General features: G+C 46.4%; 34 protein-coding genes. 17 read left to right on the top strand and 17 right to left on the bottom strand.

Annotation, left to right across the window (positions count from 1 at the left end):
- Positions 1-19 precede the first annotated feature (19 nt).
- Positions 20-751, bottom strand: a complete 732-nt coding sequence (cobA, locus tag ARCVE_RS09700) for a uroporphyrinogen-III C-methyltransferase (protein WP_013684597.1) — start codon at positions 749-751, stop codon at positions 20-22.
- A gap of 156 nt (positions 752-907) precedes the next feature.
- On the opposite strand from cobA, the gene dsrA reads away from it, so the two are divergent.
- The 5 genes from dsrA to ARCVE_RS09675 all read left to right on the top strand — a co-directional run bounded on the left by dsrA (position 908) and on the right by ARCVE_RS09675 (position 4,210).
- Positions 908-2,197, top strand: coding sequence for a dissimilatory-type sulfite reductase subunit alpha (dsrA, locus tag ARCVE_RS09695; protein ID WP_013684596.1), 1,290 nt, complete (start codon positions 908-910; stop codon positions 2,195-2,197).
- Positions 2,198-2,202: 5 nt separating this feature from the next.
- Positions 2,203-3,312 carry a dissimilatory-type sulfite reductase subunit beta gene (gene dsrB, locus ARCVE_RS09690; protein WP_013684595.1) on the top strand — a complete coding sequence of 370 codons (1,110 nt, stop codon included), beginning with the start codon at positions 2,203-2,205 and terminating at the stop codon, positions 3,310-3,312.
- Between the two features lie 45 nt (positions 3,313-3,357).
- Entirely contained in the window at positions 3,358-3,597 is a 240-nt protein-coding gene (locus ARCVE_RS09685; protein ID WP_013684594.1) for a dissimilatory sulfite reductase D family protein, read from the top strand.
- A gap of 131 nt (positions 3,598-3,728) precedes the next feature.
- Positions 3,729-3,920, top strand: coding sequence for a 4Fe-4S dicluster domain-containing protein (locus ARCVE_RS09680; RefSeq protein WP_013684593.1), 192 nt, complete (start codon positions 3,729-3,731; stop codon positions 3,918-3,920).
- Positions 3,921-4,018: 98 nt separating this feature from the next.
- Complete coding sequence (locus tag ARCVE_RS09675; protein WP_013684592.1) at positions 4,019-4,210, top strand: 4Fe-4S binding protein; 192 nt, start codon at positions 4,019-4,021, stop codon at positions 4,208-4,210.
- 1 nt (position 4,211) lies between these two features.
- Here the strand turns inward: ARCVE_RS09675 and hisG are convergent, their stop codons facing one another.
- The 4 genes from hisG to ARCVE_RS09655 are packed head-to-tail and all read right to left on the bottom strand — an operon-like array spanning position 4,212 to position 8,177.
- The gene (gene hisG / locus ARCVE_RS09670; protein WP_013684591.1) at positions 4,212-5,051 is read right to left on the bottom strand and encodes an ATP phosphoribosyltransferase; all 840 of its coding nucleotides are present in this window, start codon (positions 5,049-5,051) and stop codon (positions 4,212-4,214) included.
- Complete coding sequence (locus ARCVE_RS09665; RefSeq protein WP_013684590.1) at positions 5,051-6,046, bottom strand: branched-chain amino acid ABC transporter permease; 996 nt, start codon at positions 6,044-6,046, stop codon at positions 5,051-5,053. Before ARCVE_RS09665 ends, hisG begins: the two co-directional genes overlap by 1 nt.
- Complete coding sequence (locus tag ARCVE_RS09660; protein ID WP_013684589.1) at positions 6,046-6,915, bottom strand: branched-chain amino acid ABC transporter permease; 870 nt, start codon at positions 6,913-6,915, stop codon at positions 6,046-6,048. Before ARCVE_RS09660 ends, ARCVE_RS09665 begins: the two co-directional genes overlap by 1 nt.
- Positions 6,912-8,177 carry an ABC transporter substrate-binding protein gene (locus ARCVE_RS09655; RefSeq protein WP_013684588.1) on the bottom strand — a complete coding sequence of 422 codons (1,266 nt, stop codon included), beginning with the start codon at positions 8,175-8,177 and terminating at the stop codon, positions 6,912-6,914. The genes ARCVE_RS09660 and ARCVE_RS09655 overlap by 4 nt, the downstream gene beginning before the upstream one ends.
- Positions 8,178-8,233: 56 nt before the next feature.
- On the opposite strand from ARCVE_RS09655, the gene ARCVE_RS09650 reads away from it, so the two are divergent.
- From ARCVE_RS09650 to ARCVE_RS09615, 8 genes are all read left to right on the top strand, one after another.
- The gene (locus tag ARCVE_RS09650) at positions 8,234-8,935 is read left to right on the top strand and encodes an ABC transporter ATP-binding protein (protein WP_013684587.1); all 702 of its coding nucleotides are present in this window, start codon (positions 8,234-8,236) and stop codon (positions 8,933-8,935) included.
- Positions 8,922-9,593, top strand: coding sequence for an ABC transporter ATP-binding protein (locus ARCVE_RS09645; RefSeq protein ID WP_013684586.1), 672 nt, complete (start codon positions 8,922-8,924; stop codon positions 9,591-9,593). The genes ARCVE_RS09650 and ARCVE_RS09645 overlap by 14 nt, the downstream gene beginning before the upstream one ends.
- Before the next feature lie 139 nt (positions 9,594-9,732).
- The gene (locus tag ARCVE_RS09640; protein ID WP_013684585.1) at positions 9,733-9,930 is read left to right on the top strand and encodes a 30S ribosomal protein S17e; all 198 of its coding nucleotides are present in this window, start codon (positions 9,733-9,735) and stop codon (positions 9,928-9,930) included.
- The gene (gene dapA / locus ARCVE_RS09635; protein ID WP_013684584.1) at positions 9,923-10,789 is read left to right on the top strand and encodes a 4-hydroxy-tetrahydrodipicolinate synthase; all 867 of its coding nucleotides are present in this window, start codon (positions 9,923-9,925) and stop codon (positions 10,787-10,789) included. Before ARCVE_RS09640 ends, dapA begins: the two co-directional genes overlap by 8 nt.
- On the top strand, positions 10,786-11,565 hold the full coding sequence (dapB, locus tag ARCVE_RS09630; protein ID WP_013684583.1) for a 4-hydroxy-tetrahydrodipicolinate reductase: 780 nt from the start codon (positions 10,786-10,788) through the stop codon (positions 11,563-11,565). Before dapA ends, dapB begins: the two co-directional genes overlap by 4 nt.
- Positions 11,562-11,867 carry a DUF167 domain-containing protein gene (locus tag ARCVE_RS09625; protein WP_013684582.1) on the top strand — a complete coding sequence of 102 codons (306 nt, stop codon included), beginning with the start codon at positions 11,562-11,564 and terminating at the stop codon, positions 11,865-11,867. The genes dapB and ARCVE_RS09625 overlap by 4 nt, the downstream gene beginning before the upstream one ends.
- On the top strand, positions 11,864-12,262 hold the full coding sequence (locus ARCVE_RS09620; protein WP_013684581.1) for a toprim domain-containing protein: 399 nt from the start codon (positions 11,864-11,866) through the stop codon (positions 12,260-12,262). Before ARCVE_RS09625 ends, ARCVE_RS09620 begins: the two co-directional genes overlap by 4 nt.
- Positions 12,263-12,284: 22 nt before the next feature.
- Positions 12,285-13,142: a shikimate kinase gene (locus ARCVE_RS09615; protein ID WP_013684580.1), complete on the top strand. Its 858-nt coding sequence runs from the start codon at positions 12,285-12,287 to the stop codon at positions 13,140-13,142.
- 12 nt (positions 13,143-13,154) lie between these two features.
- Here ARCVE_RS09615 and ARCVE_RS09610 read toward each other — a convergent pair whose 3' ends face one another.
- The 6 genes from ARCVE_RS09610 to ARCVE_RS09585 form a co-directional block, all read right to left on the bottom strand.
- On the bottom strand, positions 13,155-14,279 hold the full coding sequence (locus tag ARCVE_RS09610; RefSeq protein ID WP_013684579.1) for an ABC transporter permease: 1,125 nt from the start codon (positions 14,277-14,279) through the stop codon (positions 13,155-13,157).
- Between the two features lie 4 nt (positions 14,280-14,283).
- On the bottom strand, positions 14,284-14,973 hold the full coding sequence (locus ARCVE_RS09605) for an ABC transporter ATP-binding protein (protein ID WP_013684578.1): 690 nt from the start codon (positions 14,971-14,973) through the stop codon (positions 14,284-14,286).
- Positions 14,970-16,307 carry a hypothetical protein gene (locus ARCVE_RS09600; protein WP_013684577.1) on the bottom strand — a complete coding sequence of 446 codons (1,338 nt, stop codon included), beginning with the start codon at positions 16,305-16,307 and terminating at the stop codon, positions 14,970-14,972. Before ARCVE_RS09600 ends, ARCVE_RS09605 begins: the two co-directional genes overlap by 4 nt.
- 85 nt (positions 16,308-16,392) lie before the next feature.
- On the bottom strand, positions 16,393-16,983 hold the full coding sequence (locus ARCVE_RS09595; RefSeq protein WP_013684576.1) for a stage II sporulation protein M: 591 nt from the start codon (positions 16,981-16,983) through the stop codon (positions 16,393-16,395).
- Positions 16,965-17,258 carry a hypothetical protein gene (locus tag ARCVE_RS09590; protein WP_013684575.1) on the bottom strand — a complete coding sequence of 98 codons (294 nt, stop codon included), beginning with the start codon at positions 17,256-17,258 and terminating at the stop codon, positions 16,965-16,967. Before ARCVE_RS09590 ends, ARCVE_RS09595 begins: the two co-directional genes overlap by 19 nt.
- 37 nt (positions 17,259-17,295) lie before the next feature.
- On the bottom strand, positions 17,296-17,565 hold the full coding sequence (locus ARCVE_RS09585; protein WP_013684574.1) for a hypothetical protein: 270 nt from the start codon (positions 17,563-17,565) through the stop codon (positions 17,296-17,298).
- Positions 17,566-17,847: 282 nt separating this feature from the next.
- Between ARCVE_RS09585 and ARCVE_RS09580 the strand changes: the two genes are divergently transcribed.
- Complete coding sequence (locus ARCVE_RS09580; RefSeq protein WP_013684573.1) at positions 17,848-18,495, top strand: Yip1 family protein; 648 nt, start codon at positions 17,848-17,850, stop codon at positions 18,493-18,495.
- A 4-nt stretch (positions 18,496-18,499) separates the two neighbouring features.
- On the opposite strand, the gene ARCVE_RS09575 is transcribed toward ARCVE_RS09580, so the two are convergent.
- The 5 genes from ARCVE_RS09575 to ARCVE_RS11155 all read right to left on the bottom strand — a co-directional run bounded on the left by ARCVE_RS09575 (position 18,500) and on the right by ARCVE_RS11155 (position 21,461).
- Entirely contained in the window at positions 18,500-18,949 is a 450-nt protein-coding gene (locus tag ARCVE_RS09575; RefSeq protein WP_013684572.1) for a type II toxin-antitoxin system VapC family toxin, read from the bottom strand.
- On the bottom strand, positions 18,921-19,124 hold the full coding sequence (locus tag ARCVE_RS09570; RefSeq protein ID WP_013684571.1) for an antitoxin family protein: 204 nt from the start codon (positions 19,122-19,124) through the stop codon (positions 18,921-18,923). Before ARCVE_RS09570 ends, ARCVE_RS09575 begins: the two co-directional genes overlap by 29 nt.
- Positions 19,125-19,202: 78 nt before the next feature.
- Positions 19,203-19,556 carry a stage II sporulation protein M gene (locus ARCVE_RS11650; protein WP_013684570.1) on the bottom strand — a complete coding sequence of 118 codons (354 nt, stop codon included), beginning with the start codon at positions 19,554-19,556 and terminating at the stop codon, positions 19,203-19,205.
- Between the two features lie 145 nt (positions 19,557-19,701).
- Positions 19,702-20,124, bottom strand: a complete 423-nt coding sequence (locus tag ARCVE_RS09560) for a hypothetical protein (protein WP_013684568.1) — start codon at positions 20,122-20,124, stop codon at positions 19,702-19,704.
- 313 nt (positions 20,125-20,437) lie between these two features.
- Positions 20,438-21,461, bottom strand: a protein-coding gene (locus tag ARCVE_RS11155; protein WP_013683522.1) for an IS630 family transposase whose coding sequence is annotated in 2 segments (ribosomal slippage) — positions 20,438-20,989 and positions 20,991-21,461 — 1,023 coding nt in all. Because the reading frame shifts where the segments join, the coding sequence is not laid out codon by codon here.
- A 230-nt stretch (positions 21,462-21,691) separates the two neighbouring features.
- Here ARCVE_RS11155 and ARCVE_RS09545 point away from each other — a divergent pair.
- Positions 21,692-22,360, top strand: a complete 669-nt coding sequence (locus tag ARCVE_RS09545; RefSeq protein WP_013684567.1) for a DUF554 domain-containing protein — start codon at positions 21,692-21,694, stop codon at positions 22,358-22,360.
- Positions 22,361-22,490: 130 nt separating this feature from the next.
- Here ARCVE_RS09545 and ARCVE_RS09540 read toward each other — a convergent pair whose 3' ends face one another.
- Positions 22,491-23,105 (bottom strand): N-glycosylase/DNA lyase, encoded by a 615-nt coding sequence (locus ARCVE_RS09540; protein ID WP_013684566.1) that lies wholly within the window; start codon positions 23,103-23,105, stop codon positions 22,491-22,493.
- A gap of 98 nt (positions 23,106-23,203) precedes the next feature.
- Between ARCVE_RS09540 and ARCVE_RS09535 the strand changes: the two genes are divergently transcribed.
- On the top strand, positions 23,204-25,048 hold the full coding sequence (locus ARCVE_RS09535) for an aldehyde ferredoxin oxidoreductase family protein (protein ID WP_013684565.1): 1,845 nt from the start codon (positions 23,204-23,206) through the stop codon (positions 25,046-25,048).
- 151 nt (positions 25,049-25,199) lie between these two features.
- Positions 25,200-25,475 (top strand): MoaD/ThiS family protein, encoded by a 276-nt coding sequence (locus tag ARCVE_RS09530; protein ID WP_013684564.1) that lies wholly within the window; start codon positions 25,200-25,202, stop codon positions 25,473-25,475.
- Positions 25,476-25,528 lie beyond the last annotated feature (53 nt).

Genomic DNA, 25,528 nt, shown 5'->3' with positions numbered 1-25,528 from the left:
ACTTAAATTTTTTGCAGTTTCAGGGTTTTCTGTGATTTAAAACAGCGGAGAGTCTCACAACTTCGCCGACGACTATCAAAGCTGGCCCGCATACCTTCGCCTTTCTTGCTTTCTCGGTGATGTCAGCAAGATTGCCGACGATAACTTTCTGCTCCTTCGTTGTACCCTTTTCTATAACTGCGACCGGCGTAGAAGGATCTCTTCCTGCCTCTATGAGATGGGCACATATGCTGGCGAGTGTATCCCGGCCCATCAGAATTACTATGGTTCCCATCAGCGGCGTTTGTTTCCACGCCTCTATATCATCTCTCCCTGTGACTATCAAAACAGAAGAGGAGAGTGTGGGGTGTGTGAGCGGTATCCCCGCGTATGCAGGCACAGAGTTTATGGAGCTTACGCCGGGTATAATCTCAAAGGGTATGCCTTCCTTCGCAAGGAACTCAGCCTCAATTCCGCCTCTACCAAAAACGAAGGGATCTCCACCCTTTAATCTGACGACAACTTTACCTTCCTTTGCATACTTTTTCATCAGTTCATTTATTTCCTTCTGCCTAATTGCACCCTTTTCATTACTCCGCTTTCCTGCGTATACGAGTTTTTTATTCATGCCTTTTAACATTTCAATTATTTCATTTCCGACGAGTTTATCGTATAAAATAACATCAGCTTCCTCAATGGCTTTAACGGCCTTCAGAGTTAGCAGACCTGGATCTCCGGGGCCTGCTCCTACGATATAAACTTTTCCGGCCATGTCAACACCTTTTTAAAGCGAGAAAAGGCCAGTGCATAATAAATTTTCTCATTGAATTTTCTTTAGCGGCTTTTTAACAATCAGGAGTGATAAAAACAAACTTCGAAAGACTTATATATTCTAAAACAATGTTAAAAACCAAACGGAGGTGAGTTAATGTCAGAAACGCCCTTGCTTGACCAGATACCTGATGGCCCATGGCCCAGTTTTGTTAAAGAGATTAAAAAGACAGCAGAGATGCAGGAAAAACTTGTTGCAGAGGGCAAGGACATTAAAATGCCCGGTTCTGCAAAGGGCCTTCTCAAGCAGCTTGAGGTAAGCTACAAGGACAAAATGACCCACTGGAAGCACGGTGGTATCGTTTCGGTTGTAGGATATGGTGGTGGAGTTATCGGAAGGTATTCTGACCTTGGTGAGGAAATACCAGAGGTACACCACTTCCACACGATTCGTATCAACCAGCCGTCGGGCTGGTTCTATACGAGCAAAGCATTGAGGCAGCTCTGTGACGTATGGGAGAAGTGGGGAAGCGGAATTACGAACTTCCACGGTTCAACTGGAGACATAATTCTACTCGGAACAAGGAGCGAATACCTGCAGCCCTGTTTCGAGGACATGATGAAACTTGACCCGCCATTTGACATTGGTGGTTCAGGTTCAGACCTGAGAACTCCGAGCTGCTGCATGGGCCCTGCACTCTGTGAATTCGCCTGCTACGACACTCTTGATGTCTGCTACGACCTGACCATGGAGTACCAGAACGAGCTTCACAGGCCGATGTGGCCATACAAGTTCAAGATCAAGTGCTCTGGATGCCCGAACGACTGTGTTGCCGCTAAGGCAAGGTCTGACTTCGCGATTATCGGTACCTGGAAGGACGAGATCCAGATCGACCAGGAGGCTGTTAAGGAGTATGCGAAGTGGATGGACATCGAGAACGAGGTTGTAAAGCTCTGTCCAACCGGTGCGGTTAAGTGGGACGGCAAGGAGCTCACCATTGACAACAAGAACTGTGTCCGCTGTATGCACTGTATAAACAAGATGCCCAAGGCACTCAAGCCGGGCAAGGAGAGAGGAGCAACGATTCTTATTGGTGCAAAGGCACCGGTTGTAGAGGGAGCAATTATTGGATGGGTGGCCGTACCGTTCGTCGAGATGAAGAAGCCGTACACTGAGATAAAGGAGATTCTGGAGGCACTCTGGGACTGGTGGGACGAGGAAGGCAAATTCAGAGAGAGAGTCGGAGAGATGATCTGGAGAAAGGGAATGGGCGAGTTCCTGAGAGTCATCGGCCAGGAAGCAGATGTCAGGATGATCAAGCACCCGAGGACCAACCCGTTCATGTTCTTCGAGAGGGAAGAGCTCGTGCAGTCCAAGGTTGTTGACGCCCTTGTGAAGAAGGGTGCGAAGTGGAGATCATTTAAGTTTGGTGAGGAGGAGGAGTGATTCAAATGCAGGCTGAAAAACCAGAATGGTGGAAGACTGATTTTGGTCCTCCGCACTATGAGCAGATGATGCACCCGGTACTTAAGAAGAACTACGGCAAGTGGGCATACCATGAGGTAATCAGACCGGGTGTGATAAAGAGGGTTGCAGAGAGCGGAGATACTGTTTACGTCGTGAGGTTTGGTACTCCGAGGCTTATAAGCATCTATACAATAAAGGAGCTCTGTGACATTGCCGACAAGTACTCTGACGGTTACCTGAGATGGACAAGCAGGCACAACGTTGAGTTCATCCTCACGGATGAGAGCAAGATTGACGACCTCATCAAGGAGGTTCAGGAGACCACTGGCTTCCCGTGCGGTGGTACGTGGGACACCCCAAGTGGTAAGTATGCTCTCTCAAACATCATCCACACCCAGGGCTGGATACACTGCCACACGCCCGCTATCGACGCTTCGGGTATTGTGAAGGCTATCATGGACGAACTCTATGAGTACTTTGTTGACATGAAACTGCCGGCAATGTGCAGAATCAGCCTTGCATGCTGTGCTAACATGTGTGGAGCAGTTCACGCTTCGGACATATCCATTGTCGGTATCCACAGGACTCCTCCGCTCGTTGATGACGACGCAGTGAAGAGGATGTGTGAGCTGCCAACTACTGCTGCATCATGTCCAACTGCTGCAATTAGAATCAAGGCCAAGGAGAAGACTGTCGAGGTTGACGGCGAGAAGTGCATGTACTGTGGTAACTGTTACACAATGTGTCCGGGTATGCCACTCTTTGACCCGGAGAACGACGGATCAGCAATCCTTGTAGCCGGTAAGGTGTCGGATGCAAGACACATGCCTGAGCTCTCGAAGGTGGTTGTACCGTGGGTGCCCAACGAGCCTCCGAACTGGCCAACACTCGTGCAGTACATCAAGAAGATCTTCCTCGCATGGGCAGAGAACGCCAAGAAGCACGAGAGAATGGTCGAATTCATTGACAGAATTGGCTGGGAGCGCTTCTTCGAGCTTGCTGACCTCGAGTTCTCATGGCACCTCATCGACGACTTCAGAGTACCGCCGTTCATGTACGCGTCCTACAGGACGTCCACCCAGTTCAGGTGGTAAAGTTAAATAATATTAAAGTGCAAGTGTAAAGAAGGTGACCAGTAAATGGCTGATATAACATACACGGAGGAGGACAAGCAGAAAGTCCTCGAAAAGCTGGGTCAGAAGACCTGGAAGATAAAGGACCTTGCAAAGATCCTCAAAATGGACAAGAAAGTTGTCCAGAAAATCGTAATGGACCTGATTGACGAGGGCAAGGCTGCATACTGGTCTTCTGGCTCTACGACATACTACTCGACTCCCGAGTACATCGAGGAGTACGAGAGAAAGAGGGCCGGGGGCTAAAGCCCTTAGTTTTTTTCTTCTTTCCCTTTTTTGTTTTTTTGTCCTTCGAATTTGCTCCAAATTTGAAATGTTAAATCAAAAAGTTTAAATTATGATTGCTGGGCGAATAGCTAAAGCGGAGGTGGTACGATATGGTAAACATAGTTGTTGACCACGACAAGTGTGATGGATGTGGTGAGTGCATTTCTGTCTGCCCTGAAGATGTTTTTGACCTGAACGATGAGGGGAAGTCTGAGCCTGTGAACATGGACAACTGTTCGGTTTGCTGTTCTTGTGTTGAAAGCTGTCCTAATGAGGCGATAACCAACGACGAGTGTGAGTAAATTTCTCTTTTTTATTAATATTTAAAGGTTTATATCTGATTTTCGATAGTCTTAAATAGCAGTTTGACCAATATTCGATAGTCCAGGAGGTGATCGATTTGGTAAACATAGTTGTTGACCACGACAAGTGTGATGGATGTGGTGAGTGCATTTCTGTCTGCCCGGCTGAGGTTTATGAACTCAACGACGAAGGAAAATCTGTTCCGGTTAGGGCAGACGACTGCGAACAGTGTTGTTCGTGTGTTGAGAGCTGCCCTAACGGTGCTATCACTGTTGAGGGCTGCGAGTAGTTCAGTATATCAGCCTCTGGACGGGCATAATCAGAATGTCTCGTGCCCCAATTTTTTTTAGTTTTTCTACGACCTCGAAAAGCTCCTCTTCTGCAACAACGACATGAACTGCGAGCATACCTTCAGCCTCTACCTTCATTACAGTGGGCCCTTTTAGGCCCGGAACAATTCGTTTAACTTCTTCGAGCGCCTCTTCTGGCACGTTCATCATGAGGTACATCCTGCCTCTTGCGTTGATAACACTCTGAAGGGCTGTTGTTAGCGCCCTGACTTCGAAGCTCTCGACTGCATTTCTGTTGGCTATCAGCACGGCCTCACTTTCGATTACAACGTCGAGGACTTCAAGCCCGTTCATTCGCAGCGTTATTCCCGTCGATACAAGATCAACGATCGCATCTGCAATACCTATTGCCGGAGCATTCTCGCACGCACCACTGACCTCAACCACCTCTACATTTATCCCACGCTTCGTGAAGTATTCTCTCGTGATCCGTCCAAACTCCGTGGCAACCCTTTTACCTTCCAGCTCATCTACTGACGAGAAAGCACCGGATGGGGCGGCAACAACGAGTTTGGCATTTCCAAAGCCGAGCTTCAGCAGAACCTCAACGTCTGCGTTACTTTCCAGAACCATATCGTATCCTGTAATACCAACTTCAGCCGAACCTCTCGCCACGAACTCCGGAATGTCTCTTGCTCTCGCGAAGAGCAGATTAATCCGAGGATTATTCGTTGGCGAGATGAGTCTGCGCTCCTCTATCTCTGGCCTTATTCCTGCCTGAGTTAGCAGGTTGATACACGGCTCCTTAAGTCTCCCTTTGTTGGGTATCGCGATGATCATTACTCTTCTGCTGTTCGGGCAGATAAAAAGCCTTTCACTTTATTGGTGATTCCCTCCGGGGCCTTCAGAATCAGCACGATAAGGAGCGCGTAGAGCAGGATATCGTCAGAAACCGGAAACACGGGTGATATAGTTTCTGCTATCTGTCTGAAAATCCAGTTCTTTGCGATGTAGATGGCGAAACCTCCAAAAACAGCTCCGTAGAACGTTCCGATTCCTCCGATGATTACGCCGAGAATTATGGCGAGCATGAGGGGTATGTCAAACAAATCGACACCGACTGTCAGCCTGTAGTGCACCGTCACGGCTCCTGCAAGACCAGCAAAGAACGCACTAACGCAAAAGGCGAGGAGCTTGTACTTTACGACGTCAATGCCCACAGCTTCGGCAAGTTCTTCGTCATCCCTCACCGCCCGCAACTTTACACCGATTCTGCTGTTCACGAGTACATACATTGCAGCTATGCTGATGAACATGAAGGCGAGGGCTATGTAGTATCTCAGCCTGACGTCTGAAGCGAGAGCCTTTCCGAAACCAACGGAAAAACCCTCGTATCCACCAAACACTCCCGAGTATATGTTTGCGAGCTGGATGAAGATGAGTGGCAGAATTGCGGTAACAAGAGCGAGGTAGTATCCTTTCAGCCTCAGGCACACCGCCCCGATTCCAAGGCCAAAAAGGAGTGCTGCAATTCCTCCGGCAGGGATCGTAAGCCATATGGGCGCTGATATGTCTAACCCAAGCCTGTGGGAGTTCTGGAGAAGGGCTGTTGTGTACGCGCCAATGCCTATGAAAACTGTGTGGCCGAGGTTTGTCTGGCCTGTGTAACCGGCAACGACGTCCCAGCTTACCGCGTAGACGACGAATATAAAGGCAAGGCCAAGCATGTAAATCACTGAACTCGAAGAGAAGAACGGAAGAACAGCAAGGATTGCAATTATCGCCGCAATTGCCATGACAGCCCTGAACGACACTTTTGACTTCACACTGGACATCACTCCACCCCCATCAATCCCTTCGGCCTTACGATCAGAATGGCTATGATCGCAACCATTGCGACGATTTCAGACCATCTCGCTTCGAGAGCTATCGAAACGGCAACCTGCATGAAGCCGATGATAAAAGCGGCAATTATACTTCCCCTAACGCTTCCGAGGCCACCGAGAATAACTATGGCGAAAGCGTAAATAAGGACCCTCAGTGCGGTCTGGGGATTGACAGCATAAATCTGAGCATAAAGCACCCCCGCAAGAGCTGCGAGCATGGCTGAGATAAACATAACAATCCTGTAAACTCTCTCGACATCTATCCCAACGAGCATCGCAGCTTCGACATCCTGCGATGTTGCGAGAATTTCTTTACCTGTCCTCGTTGTCGAAATGAACCTGTCGAGGAGGAGTATAACCACTACGGCTACAACCAGTGCGAGAATTCTTGTGTATGGTATAGGAATTCCGGCAACGTTCACGACTCCTGAAACAAGTGATGGAACAGAAACTGAAACGTCACGAAAAATCGCTAACAGAATCTCCTCGAAAAGGAGAGCAATTGCAAGAGTTACGAGGATTACCATGACCTCGTAGTCCCTTACGGGCCTTATGCAAACGTGGTAGATCGCTACCCCAGCAAGCCCAACAACAAAAATTGAGAAGAGTATTGAAAAAATAAGGGAAAGCCATTCAGGCATAACGTTTTGCAACGCCGCATTCGCGACGATTGCAACGTACGCTCCGAGGGCAAAGTAGGTCCCGTGGGCGAAGTTCAGGATTCTGGCGACACCAAAGACTAAACTGAAACCAGATGCGACGAGAGCCCAGATCCCTCCAATTATGCTTCCAAGTACCACCACTTCTACTAAGCTCATTCAGCCCACGGCGTTATTAGTTCTCCTGTAGCTATGTTCTCGGGATAGACTACTACCTGCTTTCCGTCCTGCCACTGACATATATAGTTTCTCACAAATCCGTCGCCCCACGTCAGGTCGTGGTTCGAAGTGAAGGCGACGTTACCTCTTATGCCTTTGAACGGATTTTCTGCGTTAAAGCTCTCGAGATACGGTATTAATGTGTCCGCGTTGAATGGGTCGCTCTCTCCCGCCTGGGCGGCTTTTTCAACGGCTGCCTTGTAGATGTAGACTGCATCGTATACACCGTATGCGCTGTACGCTTCAGGTAGCTTTCCGTATTTCTCCTTGTAGGCGTTGAGGAAGTGTTCCATCTTCTCGTTCAGTGGAGTCGGCACTCCACCACCGTCTGCCGTGTAGATCTCTCCGTAGCACTTGCCTTCAGTAGCATCCCAGAAGTCAGGGTCTATTGCCGAAAGGTCGTGACCTGCGATGGGTATCTTCATTCCCATCTCTGCCCACTGCTTGACAAGGGCGACACCCTTAACGTGGGCGATTATGGGCATTATAACGTCTGCCTTCTCCTGAGCCTCCAGCAGAAGCGTCGTGAAGTCCTCCGTGCCCTTCTGGACCTTTGCGTCCATAACTATCTCGTAGCCCTTCTCCTCCAGCAGCGGCTTAAGAACGGCCATGACATCGTCGGTCCACAGTGCATCATCTCTAATGATGGCGACCTTCTTGATGTTCATGCCCTTGCTGTTGAGGAAGTCGAGCATGTCGGCCATGTCGAGGGGGAACGTTGATGCGTTGGTAACGAGTGGGCGGAAGAAGTACTTGTAGTGCTCATAGTCCTCAGCAACCTTGTCAGTGAGTCTGGGCGACGAAGCGTCTCCAAGCCACAGCGTCTTCGTCTCGGCCATGACTTCCAGCATAGAGAGTGCAACTCCACTCGAGAATCCACCGATTACGACGTCACATTCGCTGGCTAATCTTCTGAACTCAGATGTGGCGGTGTCGGGGTTAAACTTTGTGTCAGCAGTAATGACTTCAACCTTCTTGCCGAGGATGCCTCCTTCAGCGTTGATTTCTTCTGCAGCTATCCTTGCAGCCCTCTCCATTGCAATTCCGTACTTCGTGTCCATGGGACCTATGATGCCGATTTTAACGACTTCTTTTCCTGCAGCCTGCTCAGCACCTTCGGTGGTCTTTTCCTTCGCTTCTTCCTGCCCTGCGCACCCCAGCAGGAGAACGGCGCAGAGCAGCAGCACTATCAGCGCTCGCATGTATCCAGCCACTTAGGACAATATTTAAATATTGTGTTATTTAGTGACAGGTTATCATGTTGAAGGTTGATGGTGTGGTGAAGAAGTTTGGGGAACTTGCCGCACTGAACGGCGTTAGTTTTGAAGTTGGTGGTGATGAGTGTCTTGGTATAATAGGGCCCAATGGGGCTGGTAAGACTACACTCTTCAACGTCATCACTGGTTTCATCAAACCTGACAGAGGGGATGTGAGGTTCAGGGGGGCAAGCGTAGTCGGGAAAAAGCCGAACAGCCTCGTTAAAATGGGCCTCGTTAGGACGTTTCAGCTCATCAAAGTATTCAGGCACATGAGTGTTGAGGAGAACATACTTGCAGCAGACGGCGATGGAGACATTCTGAAGAAGGTGGGGCTGTGGGAAAAGAGAAGCATGGTAGCGAGCAAGCTATCTCAGGGTGAACTCAGAAGATTGAGCATAGGGCTTGCACTTGCAGCAAAGCCCAGACTGCTCATGCTCGACGAACCATTCTCTGGACTCAGTCCCGCGGAATCAAGAGACCTCGACAGAATAATAAGAGACCTGAAAGAAGATGGCATCCCACTCGTTATTATAGAGCACAAGCTGAAGGAACTTTTCAACCTTGCAGATAGAGTCCTCGTTCTGAACTTCGGAGAAGTTATCTTTGAGGGTTTGCCGGGTGAGGCTGTGAGAAACAAGAGGGTGATCGAGGCATATCTCGGCAAGAACGGTGCACACGGTGTAGTGCATGCTGAAAGTTAAGGGACTGAAAGCTTACTACGACGAAGCAGAAATACTGAGAGGAATAGACCTCGAAATTGAGAAAGGTGAGGCTGTTGCAGTTCTTGGCCCGAATGGAGCAGGCAAGACTACGCTAATCAGGGCAATCTGCGGGCTTGTGAGGAGCGAGGGCGAAATAGTCTTCGATGGAAGAAAAATAAACGGGCTTAAGACCCACGAGAGGATAAGGCTCGGAATGGCTGTATGTCCCGAGGGCAGGAGACTGTTTCCCAACCTGACAGTTGAGGATAACCTTCTTCTTGCCGGAGATGCTGATGAACTCGAGACTGTCTATTCTCTCTTTCCGAGACTTAAAGAGAGGAGAAAGCAGCTTGTAAAGACGATGAGCGGTGGAGAGCAGCAGATGGTGGCCATTGGCAGAGCCCTCATGCTCAAACCGAAGCTTCTCATGCTCGACGAACCGTCTATAGGCCTCGCACCGATTGTTGTGGACGCGATAGGAGAAGCAATATCGAAGATAAGAGACGAAATGGACATCTCAATACTCATTGTCGAGCAGAATATACACCTCGCCTTCAGAATCTCTCAGAGAGCGTATGTCCTTGTAAAGGGAGAAATCGTGAAGGAAGGCGGGATAGAAGAGCTACACGACCTTGAAAAGCAGTATTTCGAAGCTTAACCTGCAGCTTTCCCTAGTGGCGTAACACTCTGCCAACTCTGACAAAGCGAGGCATAGCACAAGCCAAGAGCGGAAAGTCTTAAATAAGCAACCACTCACGTTCAGATGCTTAAAATACGTTAAAAGTGGGGTGGTGTGAATGGGTACGGTAAAACCTGCATATATCAAAGTTATCGCGAGAGAGCTGCTGAGAAAGTATCCGGACAAGTTTACGGGAGACTTTGACGAGAACAAGAAGCTCGTAGCAGAGCTTACAAACATCACGAGTAAGGGCGTCAGGAACAGGGTTGCTGGCTACATAACGAGGAGAGTGAACAGAGGGTTGATAAATGTTTGAGGGCGTAATTCCAGCTCTTGTCACGCCCTTCAAGGAAAACTTCGAGGTAGATTACGAGGGCATCGCGAAGAACCTCGACTTCCTTGAGAAGCACGTTGATGCAGTTGTTCCAGCAGGAACGACAGGTGAGGCGGCAACGCTGAGCTACGAGGAGCACATCGAAGTGGTTCGCTACGTTGCCGAAGTCTCGAATGTTCCGGTTATTGGTGGAGCTGGCTCAAACTCGACAAAGGAGGCGATATTTCTCGCAAAGGAAGTTGAGAAGGCCGGAGCCAACGCAGCAATGCTTGTAACGCCATACTACAACAAGCCGAATCCGGAAGGGCTGTATGAGCACTATAAAACTGTTGCAAGCGAGGTTTCCATCCCGATAATCGTCTACAACGTTCCAAGCAGGACTGCCTGCAACATAACGCCTGAAGTGGCGGAAAAGCTCTCGCAGATTGAGAACATAATTGGGATAAAAGAGGCGAGTGGAAACCTCAAGCAGATAGCGGAAATAATAAGGCGAACGCCGGATGATTTTGTTTTACTCTCAGGAGACGATTTTCTGACGCTACCCGTACTGCTTCTTGGCGGGAAGGGCGTGATAAGTGTTGCCGCAAACGTTGCTCCTCAGCTAATGAAGGAGATGTACCTCGCTTTTAAGAACGGAGATGTTGCGAAGGCGAGGGAGCTTCATTACAAGCTCATGCCCCTTTTCAGCGCTCTATTCATCGATACCAATCCTATACCCGTAAAGAAGGCCATGGAACTCATGGGGCTTGCTGCCGGAAAGCCGAGGCTGCCCTTAGTGGAACTGAATGAAGAGAAAACAGCAAAGCTTAAGGACGTTCTCGTTTCCCTTGGGTTGCTATGATACGGGTTGCAGTTGCCGGGGCTGCCGGCAGGATGGGCAGGCTGATAATTAAGAACGTTGTTGAAGACAAGGAGCTTGAGCTGGCTCAAGCCTTCGACGTGCGCGAAGTAGGAAAAGATGCTGGCGAGCTTGCAGGAGTTGGGAAGACAGGCGTTTCCGTAATCCACGCATCTGAAATGGAGGAAAAGCTTGACGCAGATGTGCTCGTTGACTTCACAACTGCAAGCGCTGCAGTGGAGAACATAAGAATTGCATCTCAGAAGGGTGTAAAGCTCGTAGTTGGTACTACTGGATTCACCGAGGAGCAGAAGAAGCAGATCGAAGAGTACTGCAAGGCCGTGCCTGCAGTAGTTTCGCCGAACTTCAGCGTGGGTGTGAACGTTTTCTGGAAACTCCTCGAAGCTGCAGCATCGTATCTTTCGAACTACGATGTTGAAATAGTCGAAATCCACCACCGCTTCAAGCGCGATGCTCCCAGCGGGACTGCAGTAAAGGCTGCAGAAGTAATAAAAAGTGTCATCGGCGAAAGGGAAGTCGTTACTGGAAGGAGCGGCGAGTGTCCACGTAGCGACGAGATAGGTGTCTTTGCAGTCAGAGGTGGCGATGTGGTCGGAGAGCACACGGTATTCTTTATAGGCATGGGTGAAAGGGTTGAGATCACTCATAGAGCGTGGAGCAGGCAGGCGTTTGCTGGAGGAGCGATAAAGGCCGTTAAGTGGATAGCCGGCATCAACAAACCCGGAATCTACGGAATGGCCGATGTTCTTGGTCTATGAAGATACGCGATGCCATTAAGGCTGCGAGCAATGGCGTGTACATCAGCATAGAGGTAACGCCGAACTCCAAGCAGAGCTGTGTTTACGGATATAACGAGTGGAGAAAGAGTATTGCTGTTAGAGTGAAAGCTCCACCAAAGGGTGGAAAGGCGAATGCAGAGATTGTGGAACTTTTCAGCAAAATTTTCAGGAAAAAAGTGGAGATTGTGAAAGGTCACACCTCGAGCCAGAAGGTTATATTTGTGCATAGCGCCTCGCCACAAGAAGTTGAATCATTGCTTGTAAAATCGCTGGAGAAATGAATCTTGAAGAGTTCTTCGAATTCGTGGAGATTATAGACGAGCTCAGGGTCAGGGCAGAAGAGGGAGCTGTTATAATCGTTGAAGGCTCGAAGGACGTTGAGGCGTTGAGAGAGCTTGGTGTACAGGGAGAGATTCTTAAAGCTTCGGCCCTCCCCACTCCGCTGATAGTTGACGAAGTTGGTGCGAGGGAAGTCATAATCCTCACGGACTGGGACAGGCGAGGCGAGATTTTGGAGAAAGACCTCGTCAGAAAGTTCTCTTCTTGGGGGATTACTCCCGACGTTAGAATTAGAAAGAGGCTTTTCGCCCTGATAAGCAAGGAAATCACGTCTATTGAGAACCTTTCTGCCTACTACTTCCGAGTTAGGGATGAGCTGGGCAGGAAAAGGATTTAAAACCCGCAGTTAAACAATAATTGTGAAAGCTTCTGCAAGGGCCTACGCAGCGGGAACTGTGATCAACGCCCTCGCAACCGGAATAGGCTCTGCCTTTGGCATAGAACTGGAAACGAGGGTGAGTGTCAGCTTTGAGGAGGACTTGAAGCACTCTGTTCTCTACTTAAATGGAGTAGAGATTGACGCATCGGTTGTAGAGAAAGCTCTCAGACACTTTGGGAAGGCTGTGGTTGAGGTTGAAAGCGAAATTCCGAGGAGGAGCGGCCTCGGAAGCAGCAGCGCCTTCATGAATGCCCTTATCACTGCAGCGTTCAAAGCCTTCAACCAGGAACTCGACGCCTACAAGATTCTGACGGCTAATGCAAGAACGTCTCTCGAATGCGGGATAAGCTATACCGGAGCGTTTGACGACGCTTCAGCATCTCTCCTTGGTGGGCTTGTAATCTCCAACAACACCCGAATGAAGCTGATACGGTGGGAAAAGATTTCAGGAGATGTGCTCATTCTGATACCACCCTGGAACAGGGGTGAAATCTCCTTGGAGAGGATAAGGAGCGACGTCACCCTTATCGGCCAGGCGATACGTGAGGCGATAGACGGAAAGTACTGCAGAGCTATGCTGAGCAACTCCACGCATTACTGCAGTGCAATAGGGTATCCCACGGAGCCCGTAGAGGAGGCTATTAAGCTGGGTGTTTGTGCTGGACTTTCCGGTAACGGGCCAACGTACGTGGCGTTTGGTAGTTCCGAGGATATAGACGAGCTTGAAAATGTCTGGGACAAGTACGGCAGGGTTATCAGGACAAGACTATCAGAAAGACCGGCTGAGAACGTGAAAGTTCCAGACCACATGTTTCTGGAGTTTTCCGGACTCGTTTAGCAGATTTTAGAATTACTCGTAGCGCAGCGCTTCAATGGGTTCAAGTCTGCTCGCCTTCCACGCTGGGTAGAGGCCGCTGATAAGGGCAGTAATTATCCCGAAAGTTATGCCCTCGAGCATGTAGAACGCTGTCGATGGTGTCAGGACATACTTCGCGGAGCCGAGAACGAGCATGTCTATTGCATATCCGCCCGCAATACTCAGCAAACCTCCAATAATACTCCCTATCAGTCCGAGAATTAATGCCTCTAAGAGAAATATTCGCAGAATGGACTCTCTGTACGCTCCTATCGCCCTCATTACGCCAATTTCCTTCGTCCTCTCCAGTGTGGACATCAGCATTATGTTCAGGATGCTCACACCGGCGACGAGGAGTGAAACACCTGCAATTGCCATCAGGAACACAGTTACCTGCTTGAATGTCTCGTCTATCTTTTCGAGTATCATTTTCAGCTCAAAAACCGAGACCTTCTTTTCTCTTGAGTTGATTGTCTTCTCAATGGCGCTTTTGAAAGCTTCGATCTCGTTTATGTCCCTGACTTTCACGATGATCATGGAATACTTTGCATCGAAGATTTTATCGAAGTCACTGACCGACAGGATAAGGGCTCTGTTCGGGTTTATATCGAACCTCGCCCCCTCCTCTTTAAGAACGGCTGAAACCCTGTATTCTCTGCCTTCCACAATGATTTTACTTCCTGCTCTGAGCTTGAATCTCTCTGCAAGACTTTTTCCAACGATGCAGTAGCCTTTCAGCTTTATACTTCCATCTTCAGCCTCGAACAGGTCTTTGACGGCTTTTTCATCCATACCGTATACGTTTGCCGCTCCACTCTTTCCTTTGACTTCAAGCGTCGCCCACCCACTCTTTACAGCAATTGTCTCTTTGACATAAGACATCTTCTCTATCTTTCTGGCAATCTTCTCGTCTATCTCGAAGTGCCCCGTGGAGTACGCTGGGGTTATGATTACCTCATTGGCGACGTTTTGGAAATTCTCGAGGACAGTTGCTTTCAGACTCTCGCCGAAGACACCTATCGAAGCTACAGCCATGACTCCTATGATTATACCAACGATGGCCAGCAGACTCCTCGCCTTATTTCGCATCAGGTTTCGCCTTGCGAGCTGGAAGTACATGCTGTCACACCTGCTGCACACTCTCGACAAGCACACCATCAACGATTCTAACGACCCTTTCAGCAAATCCAGCAACTGCAGGGTCGTGGGTTACGAGCACGACTGTAACGCCTTCCTCGTTCAGCCCTTTAATAATCTCCATGATTGCCCTTCCGCTTTTCGTGTCGAGGTTGCCTGTCGGCTCGTCACACAACAGGATTGAGGGTTTGTTGGCTAATGCTCTTGCTATGGCAACTCTCTGCTGCTGCCCACCGCTTAGTTCTTTTGGTTTTCTGTGCATTTCTCTTTCGAGTCCTACGAGCTTCAGAAGTTCTCTTGCTCGCTCCTCTCGCTCTGCTTTGGGTACACCTTTGAATATCATCGGCAGCTCAACGTTCTCAAATGCCGTAAGCGTTGGAATCAGGTTGTAGTGCTGGAAGATAAAGCCTATCGTGTCTCTCCTGAGTTCCGTAAGCTGCTTGTCTGTTAGGTTCGATGTATCAACGCCGTTTATGATTACTCTACCCTCTGTAGGTTTGTCCAGGCAGCCGATGAGGTTGAGGAGCGTCGACTTCCCGCTTCCTGATGGGCCCATGATGGCTATGAAGTCTCCTCGTTCCACGCTCATGCTCACTCCGTTGAGGGCGTAAACCTCTGCGGCTCCGGTTTTGTAGACTTTTTTTACGTTCTGGAGCTCGATAACCACGTCTTTCATCTTCGCCTTACCCATGCGATGGCTACGATGGCAACAACGATTACAAGGACAACGACACTCACCACAATAACAGCCGGACTGGACTGTGTCCTGAATTCGGGTTTGGAGGGAATTTCAAGGGGTAGAACTTCCTCAACCTTTTCTCCCAGCTCGTTATTCCATGTAACGAGTAATTTTGCAGATGTCACGTTCTCGGCGGTGAACTCAAATGTGTCAAAGTCCGATGGATCTATCGTACCGAGGTAGTAGGTCTTTACAGCCCTGTCGGCCAGCAGTGCGAGCATGACGTTGTAGACTTTACTCTTCCCGCTGTTGCTCACATCTCCCGAAATTTTGAGGCCGTTGTCCCACTCCACATCTATGTTGCTGACGACAACAGCCTTCTCGTTGAGTATCTGAACTGAAACGTGCTTTTCTGTGCTGTATTCGTTGTTGAGGCAATCTCTGTAACTGACGCAGATTAGTATGGTCTGTTCGCCAGGTTTTTCAGCAGGACAGAGAAAACTGATCTGGCTGCTGCCCATGCTGTTCAGCGACGCTATTTGGGTCGTTTTTGTGAAGTTATCAGTCTTTACAGTAACCTGAATTGAGTAAATTGCGTCGTTTCTGAGGTTCGTTATCTCAACTTTGACCGGAACGACATCCTTTAGTGGAACCACGTTGTATGGCAGCGACACGTTTAGGAGGACACCCTTGCTTTCCCTGTATTCCGGCGTGATAGTCTGGACTATTTCGTGGTAATTTTCACCGTTGTAGAAACTTATCTTGAAGCTTAGTTCCTTCTTCTCGGAGGCATAGTACGTAAACACTCCTTCCGAATCACTCAGATAGATAACCTTCGGCTCAGCATCGAAGAGGGGCTCTATTTTGACGTTGCTAACACCTATAGGGTCGGAAAGAGTGAATTGGACTGTATTAACCTCGTTTAGCGTTATGGCTGATGTTAATACAATCTCGGGCATCAGATCTCTGACGTCGATCAGGATTATCTGCTTTAGCGTACCGTTGGTGGTGTATATGTGAGCTTCAACAGTGTACAGGCCCACCTTCTCGGCATTAATCCTGAATGGCAACTCGTAGCTTCCTGCTGGTGGGATGTAACCTATCGAGGAGATGCTCTTTGGCTCAACCTTTAGATCGGAGAAGAACGTGACACCCGTTACCTTGATGCTTGTCGTTCCCTTGTTCGTGAGTGTGAGGGTGCCGTATGCGGTGTCGCCCGGCAGCAGAACACTTGGTCTGAGTTCTACGCTTGCGACTATGTGGGCTGAAGCCGGTGTGGTGAGGGTTAGGAGTACAAGTAGCGTTAGTAAGGCCAGCAAAAGTCTTTTCATACTCCTGCACCTCTTTAGCTGGTTAAAAGTTTTTCTTCTGGTCTGATTTTGACTTTTTGAGTTTTCCACCAGCATTTCATCCTCACTACCTACTGGATTTAATCATCTCTTCGGCGATTTTTAGAGTTACATTTGCCTCTATCCATGCTGCTATTACTATTAAAATGATGGAGATTAAAGCCATTGTGGAGTATTCTTTGATGTCTTCTTTTGTCAGAATTTGCTCTTTTCTACCCGCTAAATATCTTATGATTTCATAGGGAATTTTGAAACCTGCTGCTCCTGCTATGATTATGGCGGGGATTTCGAATATGCCGTGTGGGGTTGTTAAAAGGATAATCTCACCAGCTGTTGCACCATTTTGAATACTTGTTGCGATGAGAATACCAAGAGAAGCGCCATTTATAGTTAAATTTAGTAAAGTTGTCAAACCCATTGAAAGTGAACCTAATAACAATAATGCTATAAGAGAAGTATTAGTCTTAACTATTTTATTAAAATTCGTATCGGATATATCTTTTATGTCATTTGAAAACGTTTGGATATTTGCAGAACTCATATGGGCTGGCGGGTGGATGTGAGTAATTATTGCAAAAAACCCAGAAAAATAACATATAGCCGAAAGTAAGATTACAATACCATTGCTTTTAATGCGGTTCAGTTTTCTACTTTCCATGGTTGCTCCTTGCGCAAGCTTATTGAAGTAACAGTTAAAAGAACTACTAACGCTCCGAGGTAGATAAATACATCTGTAGTTCTTGTCAGTAATTTAACTTCGAAAACGACCTTCAATACTGCGACTACAATAATACCTATCTTAAATAACAGCCAGAGGACTGATAAAGCTAGTAGTCTATTGGACAAATCACTATTTACATTTTTTTGTCTTTTAGATAGGTTGTATATCCACGCCTCTGGGAAAAAGAGTATGTTTATTATTGGTTTAATCATTGTCTTTCACCTTTTTTGGCTAATAAAAAAATTATGATTAGAGGCCAAGTGCTAAAGCTACGGCGAAGGGCACACCAGCCCAAAACAATCCCGCTGCTGCTACGCCAACGAACCAGCCACTGGTTGCACCGCCAAGTATTGCGCTTATCTGGTCCGGAGCTGTATAGCCTGCATATGCACCGGCTAATGCGGCTCCGACATCCCCGACGACTACAGGCATCACTGCCATCCCAACCATCGCCAGCAACCCCATCAAAGCAAGCACTTTCACAACCCTCTCGTCCTCAACCCTCGCAAACCCGTACATTTCCATACCTCCTTACGCCATGCTTCGGCATATCTTGTTAACTTCTGATATATAAAAATTTATCCAACAATACTTTTTTACATTTTCCATACTATGAAACTTTACTCAAAGTTTAAAAAATTTAAAAATTAATTTTATGCTCATAACGTAATTAATGTGTGTTTCAACCCGTGAGAATTTTCCAAACCTGTGAGAATTATCCAAAAGTATGAAACTTACAAATTTTTATTTTTCATTTAATTAACCTAAATGTTTAAATATCCGTTAGTATTCCGGTTTGCCATGAAGCTGATAACGAACCCTGACAGGTTTTTTGAAGATCTGAAGGAGGGAGAAGTTAGAATAAGGAAACCGATGATAATCGTAATTGTTTTGGCAATTCTGGTTTCAGCGTATCAGTATTTGCTTGTAACTAAGATTTCTCAGGCTTTTCCTACTGAAATAGCTAAATTTTTCACAGTAGGAGCGTACATCGGCATAGTCAGCTCTTTTATCGGCATCTTTGCGGTCTGGTTGATATTAGCGGTAATTATGCACGGACTGTCAGCATTATTTGACGGCAAAGGCTCATTCAGAAGAACCTTCGAGTTTACTGGTTACGGCTTCCTACCTTCGCTTGTCGGCTCTCTTGTGACTATTCCCATGTCAGCCTACTACATATCAAATGCAGAAGTTCCGAAGATTAGCATGGAACAGTTACAGCAGAACCCGGAAATTATGAAGTCCATTTTGCTATCTATCCTCCCGCAGGATTTAATTTACTCCAACCTAATCATAAATCTGGCAATAACCGTATGGTCTTTAACACTGTGGACATTTGCAATAAAGCATGCCCGAAATCTGACGACTAAGAATGCTTTTGTCTCGGCACTTATTCCCACAGTTGCGTTCGGACTTTACCAAGTTTACTCGATTACTATACTTCTATGATTCTTTAATCAATAACTTCAAGGAAATCGACTCTCTTGAAATCACCATCGAAGGTTGCTATCCTCTTTATTCCGTGATATTTGCATGTAGCAGCAATTAAAGCATCGTTTGGAAGCATGCCATAGGCTTCGATAACATCAAACATATCTGTATGTTTTGCAGGAGGTAAGACTGTAATTTCTAGGAAATCAAGGACGCTTGAGATATCAGAAATAACTTCTTTTGCAATTTCTGCCGTAATTTTTGGATTCTCCCTTAAATACGTTAGCAGATCATAGTGTTTTTCGATTCCCGTTACTTCTTTTGCTTTCTCCTTTATCAGGACGTATGCTACCTCCTCAACAACATTTATCGAGGTAACAAACCTACCTTTAAGTTTTTCAAAAATATCCACACCATCTACAAAAAACGCTAGAAATACAGAGCTATCTACAAATATGGCTTCTTCTGTCATAAATTTCGTCCTTTAATTTTAATAATTCGGTCTTCTTGACTTTTCCGTACTTTCCTCTCAGGTGATTTATGTTCCTTTTTATTTCTATTTTTATTTTCTCTCCTTCTTTCAGATCGATCTTTTCAAGGGGTTTGAGAACCCCTTTTTCATATATCACCTCAATTACTTTTGTCATGCTTTTTAAATCACCTCAAATCTTCAAATACCTTTCGTCTTCAGCATCGCTTGAGCAATCTTCAACGTTACATTTGCCTCAATCCATGCTGCTATGATTATTAATACGATGGAGATTAAAGCTAAAGATTAGATATTCCTTGATATCTTGTTTTGTCAGGATTTTTTCCTTCTTGCCAGCTAAATATCGGATGATTTCGTAGGGTATCTTGAAGCCAGCAGCTCCCGCTATGATTATAGCTGGAATTTCGAATATGCCGTGGGGTAAGATTAGGTATATGGTTTTGAGGCCTATTTTGTCTACGGCACTATTTACCATAGTTCCAAGATACATTCCGTTAATGTAGAGGTTTAAAAATGTCAGAAAACCAAAGACGAATCCCCCAGTTACTATCAAACAAATTAAACGAAGATTATTTTTAAGAAATATCATAAACAAATCTGGAGACTTATTTTTCTCGTTCTGTGTTTATTAACTGCTTAGATAAACTATAGCATTGGAGTTCATCTTGGCGGTGATGAATACTCCGACAAAAAAAGAAATTATATAAATTAAGCAAGAAATTAACAAGCACACTTTAGACACATTCATGGCGTTCTTCCCTTGAAATCTTCTTTAATTTATTATAAGTTGTAATCAATCCAATGAAAAATAAAATAATTAGCCCAGAAAGAAACAGTGAAATTGGATCACTGGACTCGATCACAAAATTTGATGCAACTATAATCGATATAGCGTATATAACAAACCCGGCACAAGCTAATAGATATCTAATGTGTTTATTTTTATATTTGGTAGCTATCTTGCCCTGTGTAGAACTATAAACTAAAGCCATGCCAACCACTCCAAAAGACAATATACTTACGAAATAAACAACATTCATAATATCTTTAGGTCGGTAATTCGTCAATATTATAATACCTGCAAGAATACTCAATGATAGCAGAGTTAAACTCAACCACATCAGTACCTTCTCATCTTCCACCGCAAACCTGTACATTTAACCACCTCTATGTTGTGCTCCGACTTAATTCTCTACATTCTCTCATTTAAAATTTAACTCTTTTTTGTTATTATCAAGGCATGATGAAACTTAAAATTGTTAGAATAGCAAATTATATAGCTACAAAATCAAAAAAGTTAAATATAGATCCAAGACATCGCAATTTGACGACGAGGAAAGCATTCATATCTGCGTAGATCCCCACGGTAGTTTTCGGGCTGTACCAAGTATATTCGGTTGTAAGACTATTGTAGCGGTTCCTTGGTCTTTTCCATAGCCTCGTCAAACCCTTCAAGGGCTAAAATTATGGTTAGGTGCAAAACATCTTAAACTTATCTCCCAAGAACTTCTCAATCCAAGCCGTTGCAAAGGAGATTGATTCAGTTAACTTTCTGAAAGCCTTGGAAATCGTTTCCTTCAGCTCCTCTATATTCAGCGGAGATACTTCAGAAACAAACCTTTTAACGCTCTTCCAAACGTTCTCAATCGGATTCAAGTCGGGAGAGTAGGGAGGGAGATAAACCAGTGCAATATCAAGCTTTTCAGCTTCCTCTCTCACTTTCTTTGCATGATGCGTCCTGAAATTATCGAGAACGATCACGATTCTTTTCCCAGGATTTGCTTCTCTAATCTTTTTTAGAAATGCTATGAATTCTTCAGTCCTGTTTCTTTCTGGAAACTCTATTACGCTCTCTCCGTTCAAGCTATAGAATCCTGAAACCTTAGCTTTGACGTACGTGGCAACTCTTTTAACCGGCTTTCCGAAACTCCACAGCCTTGCAGTATTTGCATTCGCTTCGACTGCCATCTCATCAATGAATCCTAGGATGTCTTGATCAATCTCAGCTTCATCCAGGTTTTTTTAAAGTGTCCTCAGCGTTATCGGGCTTTCTGTAATCCTTCTGATAAGGTTTAGCGTATTTCATGCCAAAAGATCTGAGAATTCTCCTGACCTGCCACGAAGAATACTTAACTCCAAACTCAGCTTCAATTAGCTCCTGAACTTCTTTCGTCGTCCACGAATCCCCTTCTTTTAGCATCTCTCTGAGTTTCTCTTTCTGCTCCTTCGTGAGTTTTGCTGGCCTTCCTCCTCCAAATTCCGGAATTAAGCCTTCGTAGCCTTTTGAGTTCCACCTTTTTAGCCATGCGTAGCCTGTTGCTTTGGTAATTCCTACGAGTTCGGCGGCTTCTTCAACGTTCATTCCTTTATAGAGGTATCTTATGAAGTAAAGTCTCTTAAGAACTCTCGTGTCTTTTTCAAGCCTTTTGATTCTTCTATCGAGTTCTTCTGCTGGCAGATGCTTCACTACTTCGTAGACGCGTTTTCTACCCATGGTTTTGGTTGTTATTTTTAGTATAAATAGTTTTGCTCAAGACCATAACTTAGAACTTTATTGGAATTTTTTTGTCATTAGATTGTTTCAAGGATCGTCTTTTTCAAATCGTACCTTGCCATTACTAACACCGCTAACAACATCTATCTTCATCAGAAATTTTGAGACGCGTATCTTTAATTTACATTTAAATGGAAGCCATTTTAAATACTTCCTGCCTTGGTAGATGAATGCTCGGTACGCTGATTAACGCAGCGACGGTTCTTGCAGCGAGTGCTGCAGGAATACTCATAGGCTCAAGGATGCCGGAAAGGATGCGGGAGTCTTTGATGAATGCCCTTGGCCTTCCAGTCATGCTTATCGGCTTAAGTCTTGCTTTGAAAATGGAAAACTTCCTCGTAATTACAGCGAGCATGCTTCTCGGTACGGCTGCTGGAGAGGCAATGGGAATAGAGGCAAGGCTCGAGGCTTTTGGAAGACGCGTAGAGGAGAAATTCAAAGGCTCGAAGTTTGCTGAAGGATTCGTTGCTTCAACACTCCTCTACTGCGTTGGCCCAATGGCAATAATTGGCCCCATACAGGAGGGGCTGACGGGAGACATGTCAGTGCTTCTCGCGAAGTCCATGCTCGACGGCATCGCATCTATTGCACTTGCATCAACCCTCGGCGTTGGTGTGGCCTTCTCAAGCCTTAGCGTTCTTGCTTATCAGGGTTTCTTCAGTGTAATTGCCTCTTTCATCTCCCCTTACATGACCGAGCACGTGGTGAACGAAATTTCTGCAACTGGTGGTCTGCTAATCGTTGCCATAGGAATGAACCTTCTTGAGATAAGAAAACTTAGAGTGGGGAATATGTTGCCTGCCCTTCTGTTTGCGGGGATTATTGCATGGTTCTTTTAGATAATGTGGATGCCTGTGTGTGGTTTTAGGAGGTAAGCTGATTGGGGCTAAGTTGCTGAAAAATTCGAAGGCATATACACGGACAGTGTCCAGGTACAACCCATAAAGCTGCGTAGAATTAGCAATTGAATTACTTCAAAACCTTCCCCGTTTTCATGTACCACAGATATAAATCGAGTTCTCCCGGCCTCAAAGAGACTTTTCTGGCGAGTTCTTTGAATACTTCTTCGATTTCTATGTATCTTTTTCTGCTGAGACTCTTCGGTATCTCTATCAGCCCATATTCGCTCATAATTCGCAGAATGTGCCTGTCGAGGATGGCGAAGTCGAGATATCCAACGTTTCGCAAGAAATGGCTTGCTTCCTTATAACCAATTCCTTTTATAGTGTCCACAAGCCACTCTCTCGCCTCGAAAGGATCCATGATGGTTACGATTTCCTTGATTCTTTCGAACTTTCTTGCACTGACTATGTACTTTGCTCTTACGTTGTAAAATCGATGGCCAAGCAGTTTAAGCTTTGCTGCGAGTTCTTCCTCGCTCAAGGTCAGAAAGCCTTCCCCAATCTCATTCTGAATTTTTATTCCGAGTTCAGCCGATGAATTTGCCGTTAAAATGCAGAAGCACAGCTCTAAAAACCACTCTCTGTTTCCTTTCCTGTGAAGCTCCATGAATTCGGCTATTCTTCTATCAACGACGTCGCTTATTCTGTGCTTTAGCTCCTCCACTTTTTCGATCAGTTCCACGCCGGTAGATTTTCGCCAAGCTAAAAAATTCACCGCTGTACCGTTATGTTTAGCCATTCTTAACGAGATATTTATATCTTGAAGTTATCAATACCATCATGAGCAATGGATATACGGGTAAGGTTCTAGAAGTGAATCTTAGCGACGGAACAATCAAAACAGTGCCCACCGACATGGAGATTGCGAAGAAATACCTCGGTGGAAAGGGCTACGCGACGTATCTCCTGTACAAAATTTTGAAGGAATATGAGAAGAAGGGAATCGCCCCTAAGGACATCAATCCGCTTGGCGAGGAAAACGTGCTGATATTCGCCACGGGCCCCGCGACGGGTGTCGTAAGGTTTCCCACTCCTGGTAGATACCACGTGATGGCATTACGCAGCCCACTCACCGGCTCTGTTGCAAGTGCAAATTCTGGAGGTAAGTGGGGCCCCTATCTGAAATTTGCCGGATTTGATGCCATTATTATCAAAGGTAAGGCTGAGGAACCTGTTTATTTAGAAGTAGTTGATGGAACCGCAGAACTCAAGTGTGCAGCGGATCTGTGGGGCAGAACGACCTTTGACACCACAAAGATTCTGAGCGGGAGGGTTGGGAAGAGGTGCAGTGTTGCGTGCATCGGGCCTGCCGGAGAGAACCAGGTTCTCTTTGCCAGCATCATGAATGATGATCACAGAGCTGCTGGTAGAACGGGTGTTGGAGCCATAATGGGTTCAAAGAACCTCAAGGCAATAGTTGTTGCTGGAGATCAGAAGGTTGAAGTTGCCAAGCCCGATGAGTTCAAGGAACTCGCAAAAACGGCACTCGAGAAGATGAGAAAGAACCCCGTTACCGGCGAAGGGCTGCCAACATACGGTACGGCCGTTCTTGTGAACGTTATAAACAATGCTGGCATATTCCCCACCAAGAACTGGCAGACGGGTGTAAACGAGAAGGCCGACGACATCAGCGGTGAGACGCTGGCTAAGGAATACCTGATCAGAAACGGCGCCTGCTGGGGATGCCAGATTGGATGTGCGAGAATCACCAAGGTCGAGACCGGCCCGTTCCAGATACTGTACTCTGAAGGGCCGGAGTACGAGTCAATCTGGTCTCTTGGTGGATCAACAAACGTAACTGATCTTGCGGCGATAATCAAGGCAAACCACCTCTGTGATGAACTCGGTATGGATACAATCTCCATGGGTTCAACAATCGCGGCAGCGATGGAGCTCAGGGAGAAGGGATACATTCCGGACGAGGACCTTGAGGGCGTCGATCTGAGATTTGGAAATGCTGCGGCAATGGTTGAAATGGTCTGGAGAACAGCGTACAAGAGCGGATTTGGTAAGTATCTTGCTCTCGGTTCAAAGAGGCTTGCCGAAATATACGGCAACCCCGAGCTCTCAATGAGCGTAAAGGGTCTTGAGCTGCCAGCATACGACCCAAGGGGTGCCAAGGGTATTGGATTGAACTACGCAACTGCAAACAGAGGAGGTTGCCACGTAACGGGATACACAATCTCGCCAGAGATTCTCGGACTGCCAGAGAAAATTGACCCACTTACCACAGAGGGCAAGGCCCAATGGGTCAAGGCTTTCCAGGACTTCACGTGCGTCGTAAATTCTGCGGTGAATTGCCTCTTCGCAACATTCGCACTGGGTGCGGAGGACTACGCGACTCTCCTTTCAGCGGTCACAGGCTGGGATATGAGCAGCGAAGACATAATGAAAATTGGAGAGAGAATCTACAACCTCGAGAGAGTTATAATAAACAAGTATGGCTTCGACGGAAAGGACGACACACTGCCAAAGAGGCTGCTTGCAGAACCCATGCCGGAAGGAGCAGCACAGGGACAGGTCGTTGACCTCGAAAAGATGAAGGAAGAGTACTACAAACTCAGGGGCTGGGTTAACGGAGTGCCCACTGAGGAGAAGCTCAAGGAGCTTGAAATTGAGCTGTAAATCTCTTTTAATTTTTAATTTCTTTTGTGATAAGCCATATTGTGCTGTCGGTAATGTGGTTGTATATTGTGCCGGTTTTTAGCTCCAAAAATTGTAGCCCGGGTAGAATCAGCAGAAGGAATTAAATAGCCTTTAGGAGGATGATAGATTAATGAAAGTCAAAATCGAATTGTTTGCAACATTTAGAGATAAATACGGGACTAAGGCCCTGGAAGTGGAGTGCGACGGCAACTTGGAGAGTGCATTCAGGTCGGCAGCCGAAATCCTTGGAAAGGAGTTTCTTGAAGATGTTTTTGATGAAAATGGAAAAATAAGGCAGGACAGGATAATCACTGTAAACGGGAGGAACATAAAAGACATTGGAGATAATGTCGAAATTAGAGATGGAGATGTTATAGCAATTTTTCCGCCCATTGCGGGAGGATAAGCCTCACTGCGTCTATATCTGGTAATATTTTCGGAAAACTCGAAAAAATTATA

Source organism: Archaeoglobus veneficus SNP6 (assembly GCF_000194625.1).
GTDB lineage: Archaea > Halobacteriota > Archaeoglobi > Archaeoglobales > Archaeoglobaceae > Archaeoglobus_C > Archaeoglobus_C veneficus.
The sequence above is the reverse complement of the archived record's forward strand: the minus strand, read 5'-3'. Positions and strand labels throughout refer to the sequence as shown.

What these genes read in the sequence shown, in the direction of transcription:
- cobA (WP_013684597.1), bottom strand. Translation starts at nt 751, where the DNA reads ATGGCCGGAAAAGTTTATATCGTAGGAGCAGGCCCCGGAGATCCAGGT.
- dsrA (WP_013684596.1), top strand. Translation starts at nt 908, where the DNA reads ATGTCAGAAACGCCCTTGCTTGACCAGATACCTGATGGCCCATGGCCC.
- dsrB (WP_013684595.1), top strand. Translation starts at nt 2,203, where the DNA reads ATGCAGGCTGAAAAACCAGAATGGTGGAAGACTGATTTTGGTCCTCCG.
- ARCVE_RS09685 (WP_013684594.1), top strand. Translation starts at nt 3,358, where the DNA reads ATGGCTGATATAACATACACGGAGGAGGACAAGCAGAAAGTCCTCGAA.
- ARCVE_RS09680 (WP_013684593.1), top strand. Translation starts at nt 3,729, where the DNA reads ATGGTAAACATAGTTGTTGACCACGACAAGTGTGATGGATGTGGTGAG.
- hisG (WP_013684591.1), bottom strand. Translation starts at nt 5,051, where the DNA reads ATGATCATCGCGATACCCAACAAAGGGAGACTTAAGGAGCCGTGTATC.
- ARCVE_RS09665 (WP_013684590.1), bottom strand. Translation starts at nt 6,046, where the DNA reads ATGTCCAGTGTGAAGTCAAAAGTGTCGTTCAGGGCTGTCATGGCAATT.
- ARCVE_RS09660 (WP_013684589.1), bottom strand. Translation starts at nt 6,915, where the DNA reads ATGAGCTTAGTAGAAGTGGTGGTACTTGGAAGCATAATTGGAGGGATC.
- ARCVE_RS09655 (WP_013684588.1), bottom strand. Translation starts at nt 8,177, where the DNA reads ATGCGAGCGCTGATAGTGCTGCTGCTCTGCGCCGTTCTCCTGCTGGGG.
- ARCVE_RS09650 (WP_013684587.1), top strand. Translation starts at nt 8,234, where the DNA reads ATGTTGAAGGTTGATGGTGTGGTGAAGAAGTTTGGGGAACTTGCCGCA.
- ARCVE_RS09645 (WP_013684586.1), top strand. Translation starts at nt 8,922, where the DNA reads ATGCTGAAAGTTAAGGGACTGAAAGCTTACTACGACGAAGCAGAAATA.
- ARCVE_RS09640 (WP_013684585.1), top strand. Translation starts at nt 9,733, where the DNA reads ATGGGTACGGTAAAACCTGCATATATCAAAGTTATCGCGAGAGAGCTG.
- dapA (WP_013684584.1), top strand. Translation starts at nt 9,923, where the DNA reads ATGTTTGAGGGCGTAATTCCAGCTCTTGTCACGCCCTTCAAGGAAAAC.
- dapB (WP_013684583.1), top strand. Translation starts at nt 10,786, where the DNA reads ATGATACGGGTTGCAGTTGCCGGGGCTGCCGGCAGGATGGGCAGGCTG.
- ARCVE_RS09625 (WP_013684582.1), top strand. Translation starts at nt 11,562, where the DNA reads ATGAAGATACGCGATGCCATTAAGGCTGCGAGCAATGGCGTGTACATC.
- ARCVE_RS09620 (WP_013684581.1), top strand. Translation starts at nt 11,864, where the DNA reads ATGAATCTTGAAGAGTTCTTCGAATTCGTGGAGATTATAGACGAGCTC.
- ARCVE_RS09610 (WP_013684579.1), bottom strand. Translation starts at nt 14,279, where the DNA reads ATGTACTTCCAGCTCGCAAGGCGAAACCTGATGCGAAATAAGGCGAGG.
- ARCVE_RS09605 (WP_013684578.1), bottom strand. Translation starts at nt 14,973, where the DNA reads ATGAAAGACGTGGTTATCGAGCTCCAGAACGTAAAAAAAGTCTACAAA.
- ARCVE_RS09600 (WP_013684577.1), bottom strand. Translation starts at nt 16,307, where the DNA reads ATGAAAAGACTTTTGCTGGCCTTACTAACGCTACTTGTACTCCTAACC.
- ARCVE_RS09595 (WP_013684576.1), bottom strand. Translation starts at nt 16,983, where the DNA reads ATGGAAAGTAGAAAACTGAACCGCATTAAAAGCAATGGTATTGTAATC.
- ARCVE_RS09590 (WP_013684575.1), bottom strand. Translation starts at nt 17,258, where the DNA reads ATGATTAAACCAATAATAAACATACTCTTTTTCCCAGAGGCGTGGATA.
- ARCVE_RS09585 (WP_013684574.1), bottom strand. Translation starts at nt 17,565, where the DNA reads ATGTACGGGTTTGCGAGGGTTGAGGACGAGAGGGTTGTGAAAGTGCTT.
- ARCVE_RS09580 (WP_013684573.1), top strand. Translation starts at nt 17,848, where the DNA reads ATGAAGCTGATAACGAACCCTGACAGGTTTTTTGAAGATCTGAAGGAG.
- ARCVE_RS09575 (WP_013684572.1), bottom strand. Translation starts at nt 18,949, where the DNA reads ATGACAGAAGAAGCCATATTTGTAGATAGCTCTGTATTTCTAGCGTTT.
- ARCVE_RS09570 (WP_013684571.1), bottom strand. Translation starts at nt 19,124, where the DNA reads ATGACAAAAGTAATTGAGGTGATATATGAAAAAGGGGTTCTCAAACCC.
- ARCVE_RS11650 (WP_013684570.1), bottom strand. Translation starts at nt 19,556, where the DNA reads ATGATATTTCTTAAAAATAATCTTCGTTTAATTTGTTTGATAGTAACT.
- ARCVE_RS09560 (WP_013684568.1), bottom strand. Translation starts at nt 20,124, where the DNA reads ATGTACAGGTTTGCGGTGGAAGATGAGAAGGTACTGATGTGGTTGAGT.
- ARCVE_RS09545 (WP_013684567.1), top strand. Translation starts at nt 21,692, where the DNA reads ATGCTCGGTACGCTGATTAACGCAGCGACGGTTCTTGCAGCGAGTGCT.
- ARCVE_RS09535 (WP_013684565.1), top strand. Translation starts at nt 23,204, where the DNA reads ATGAGCAATGGATATACGGGTAAGGTTCTAGAAGTGAATCTTAGCGAC.
- ARCVE_RS09530 (WP_013684564.1), top strand. Translation starts at nt 25,200, where the DNA reads ATGAAAGTCAAAATCGAATTGTTTGCAACATTTAGAGATAAATACGGG.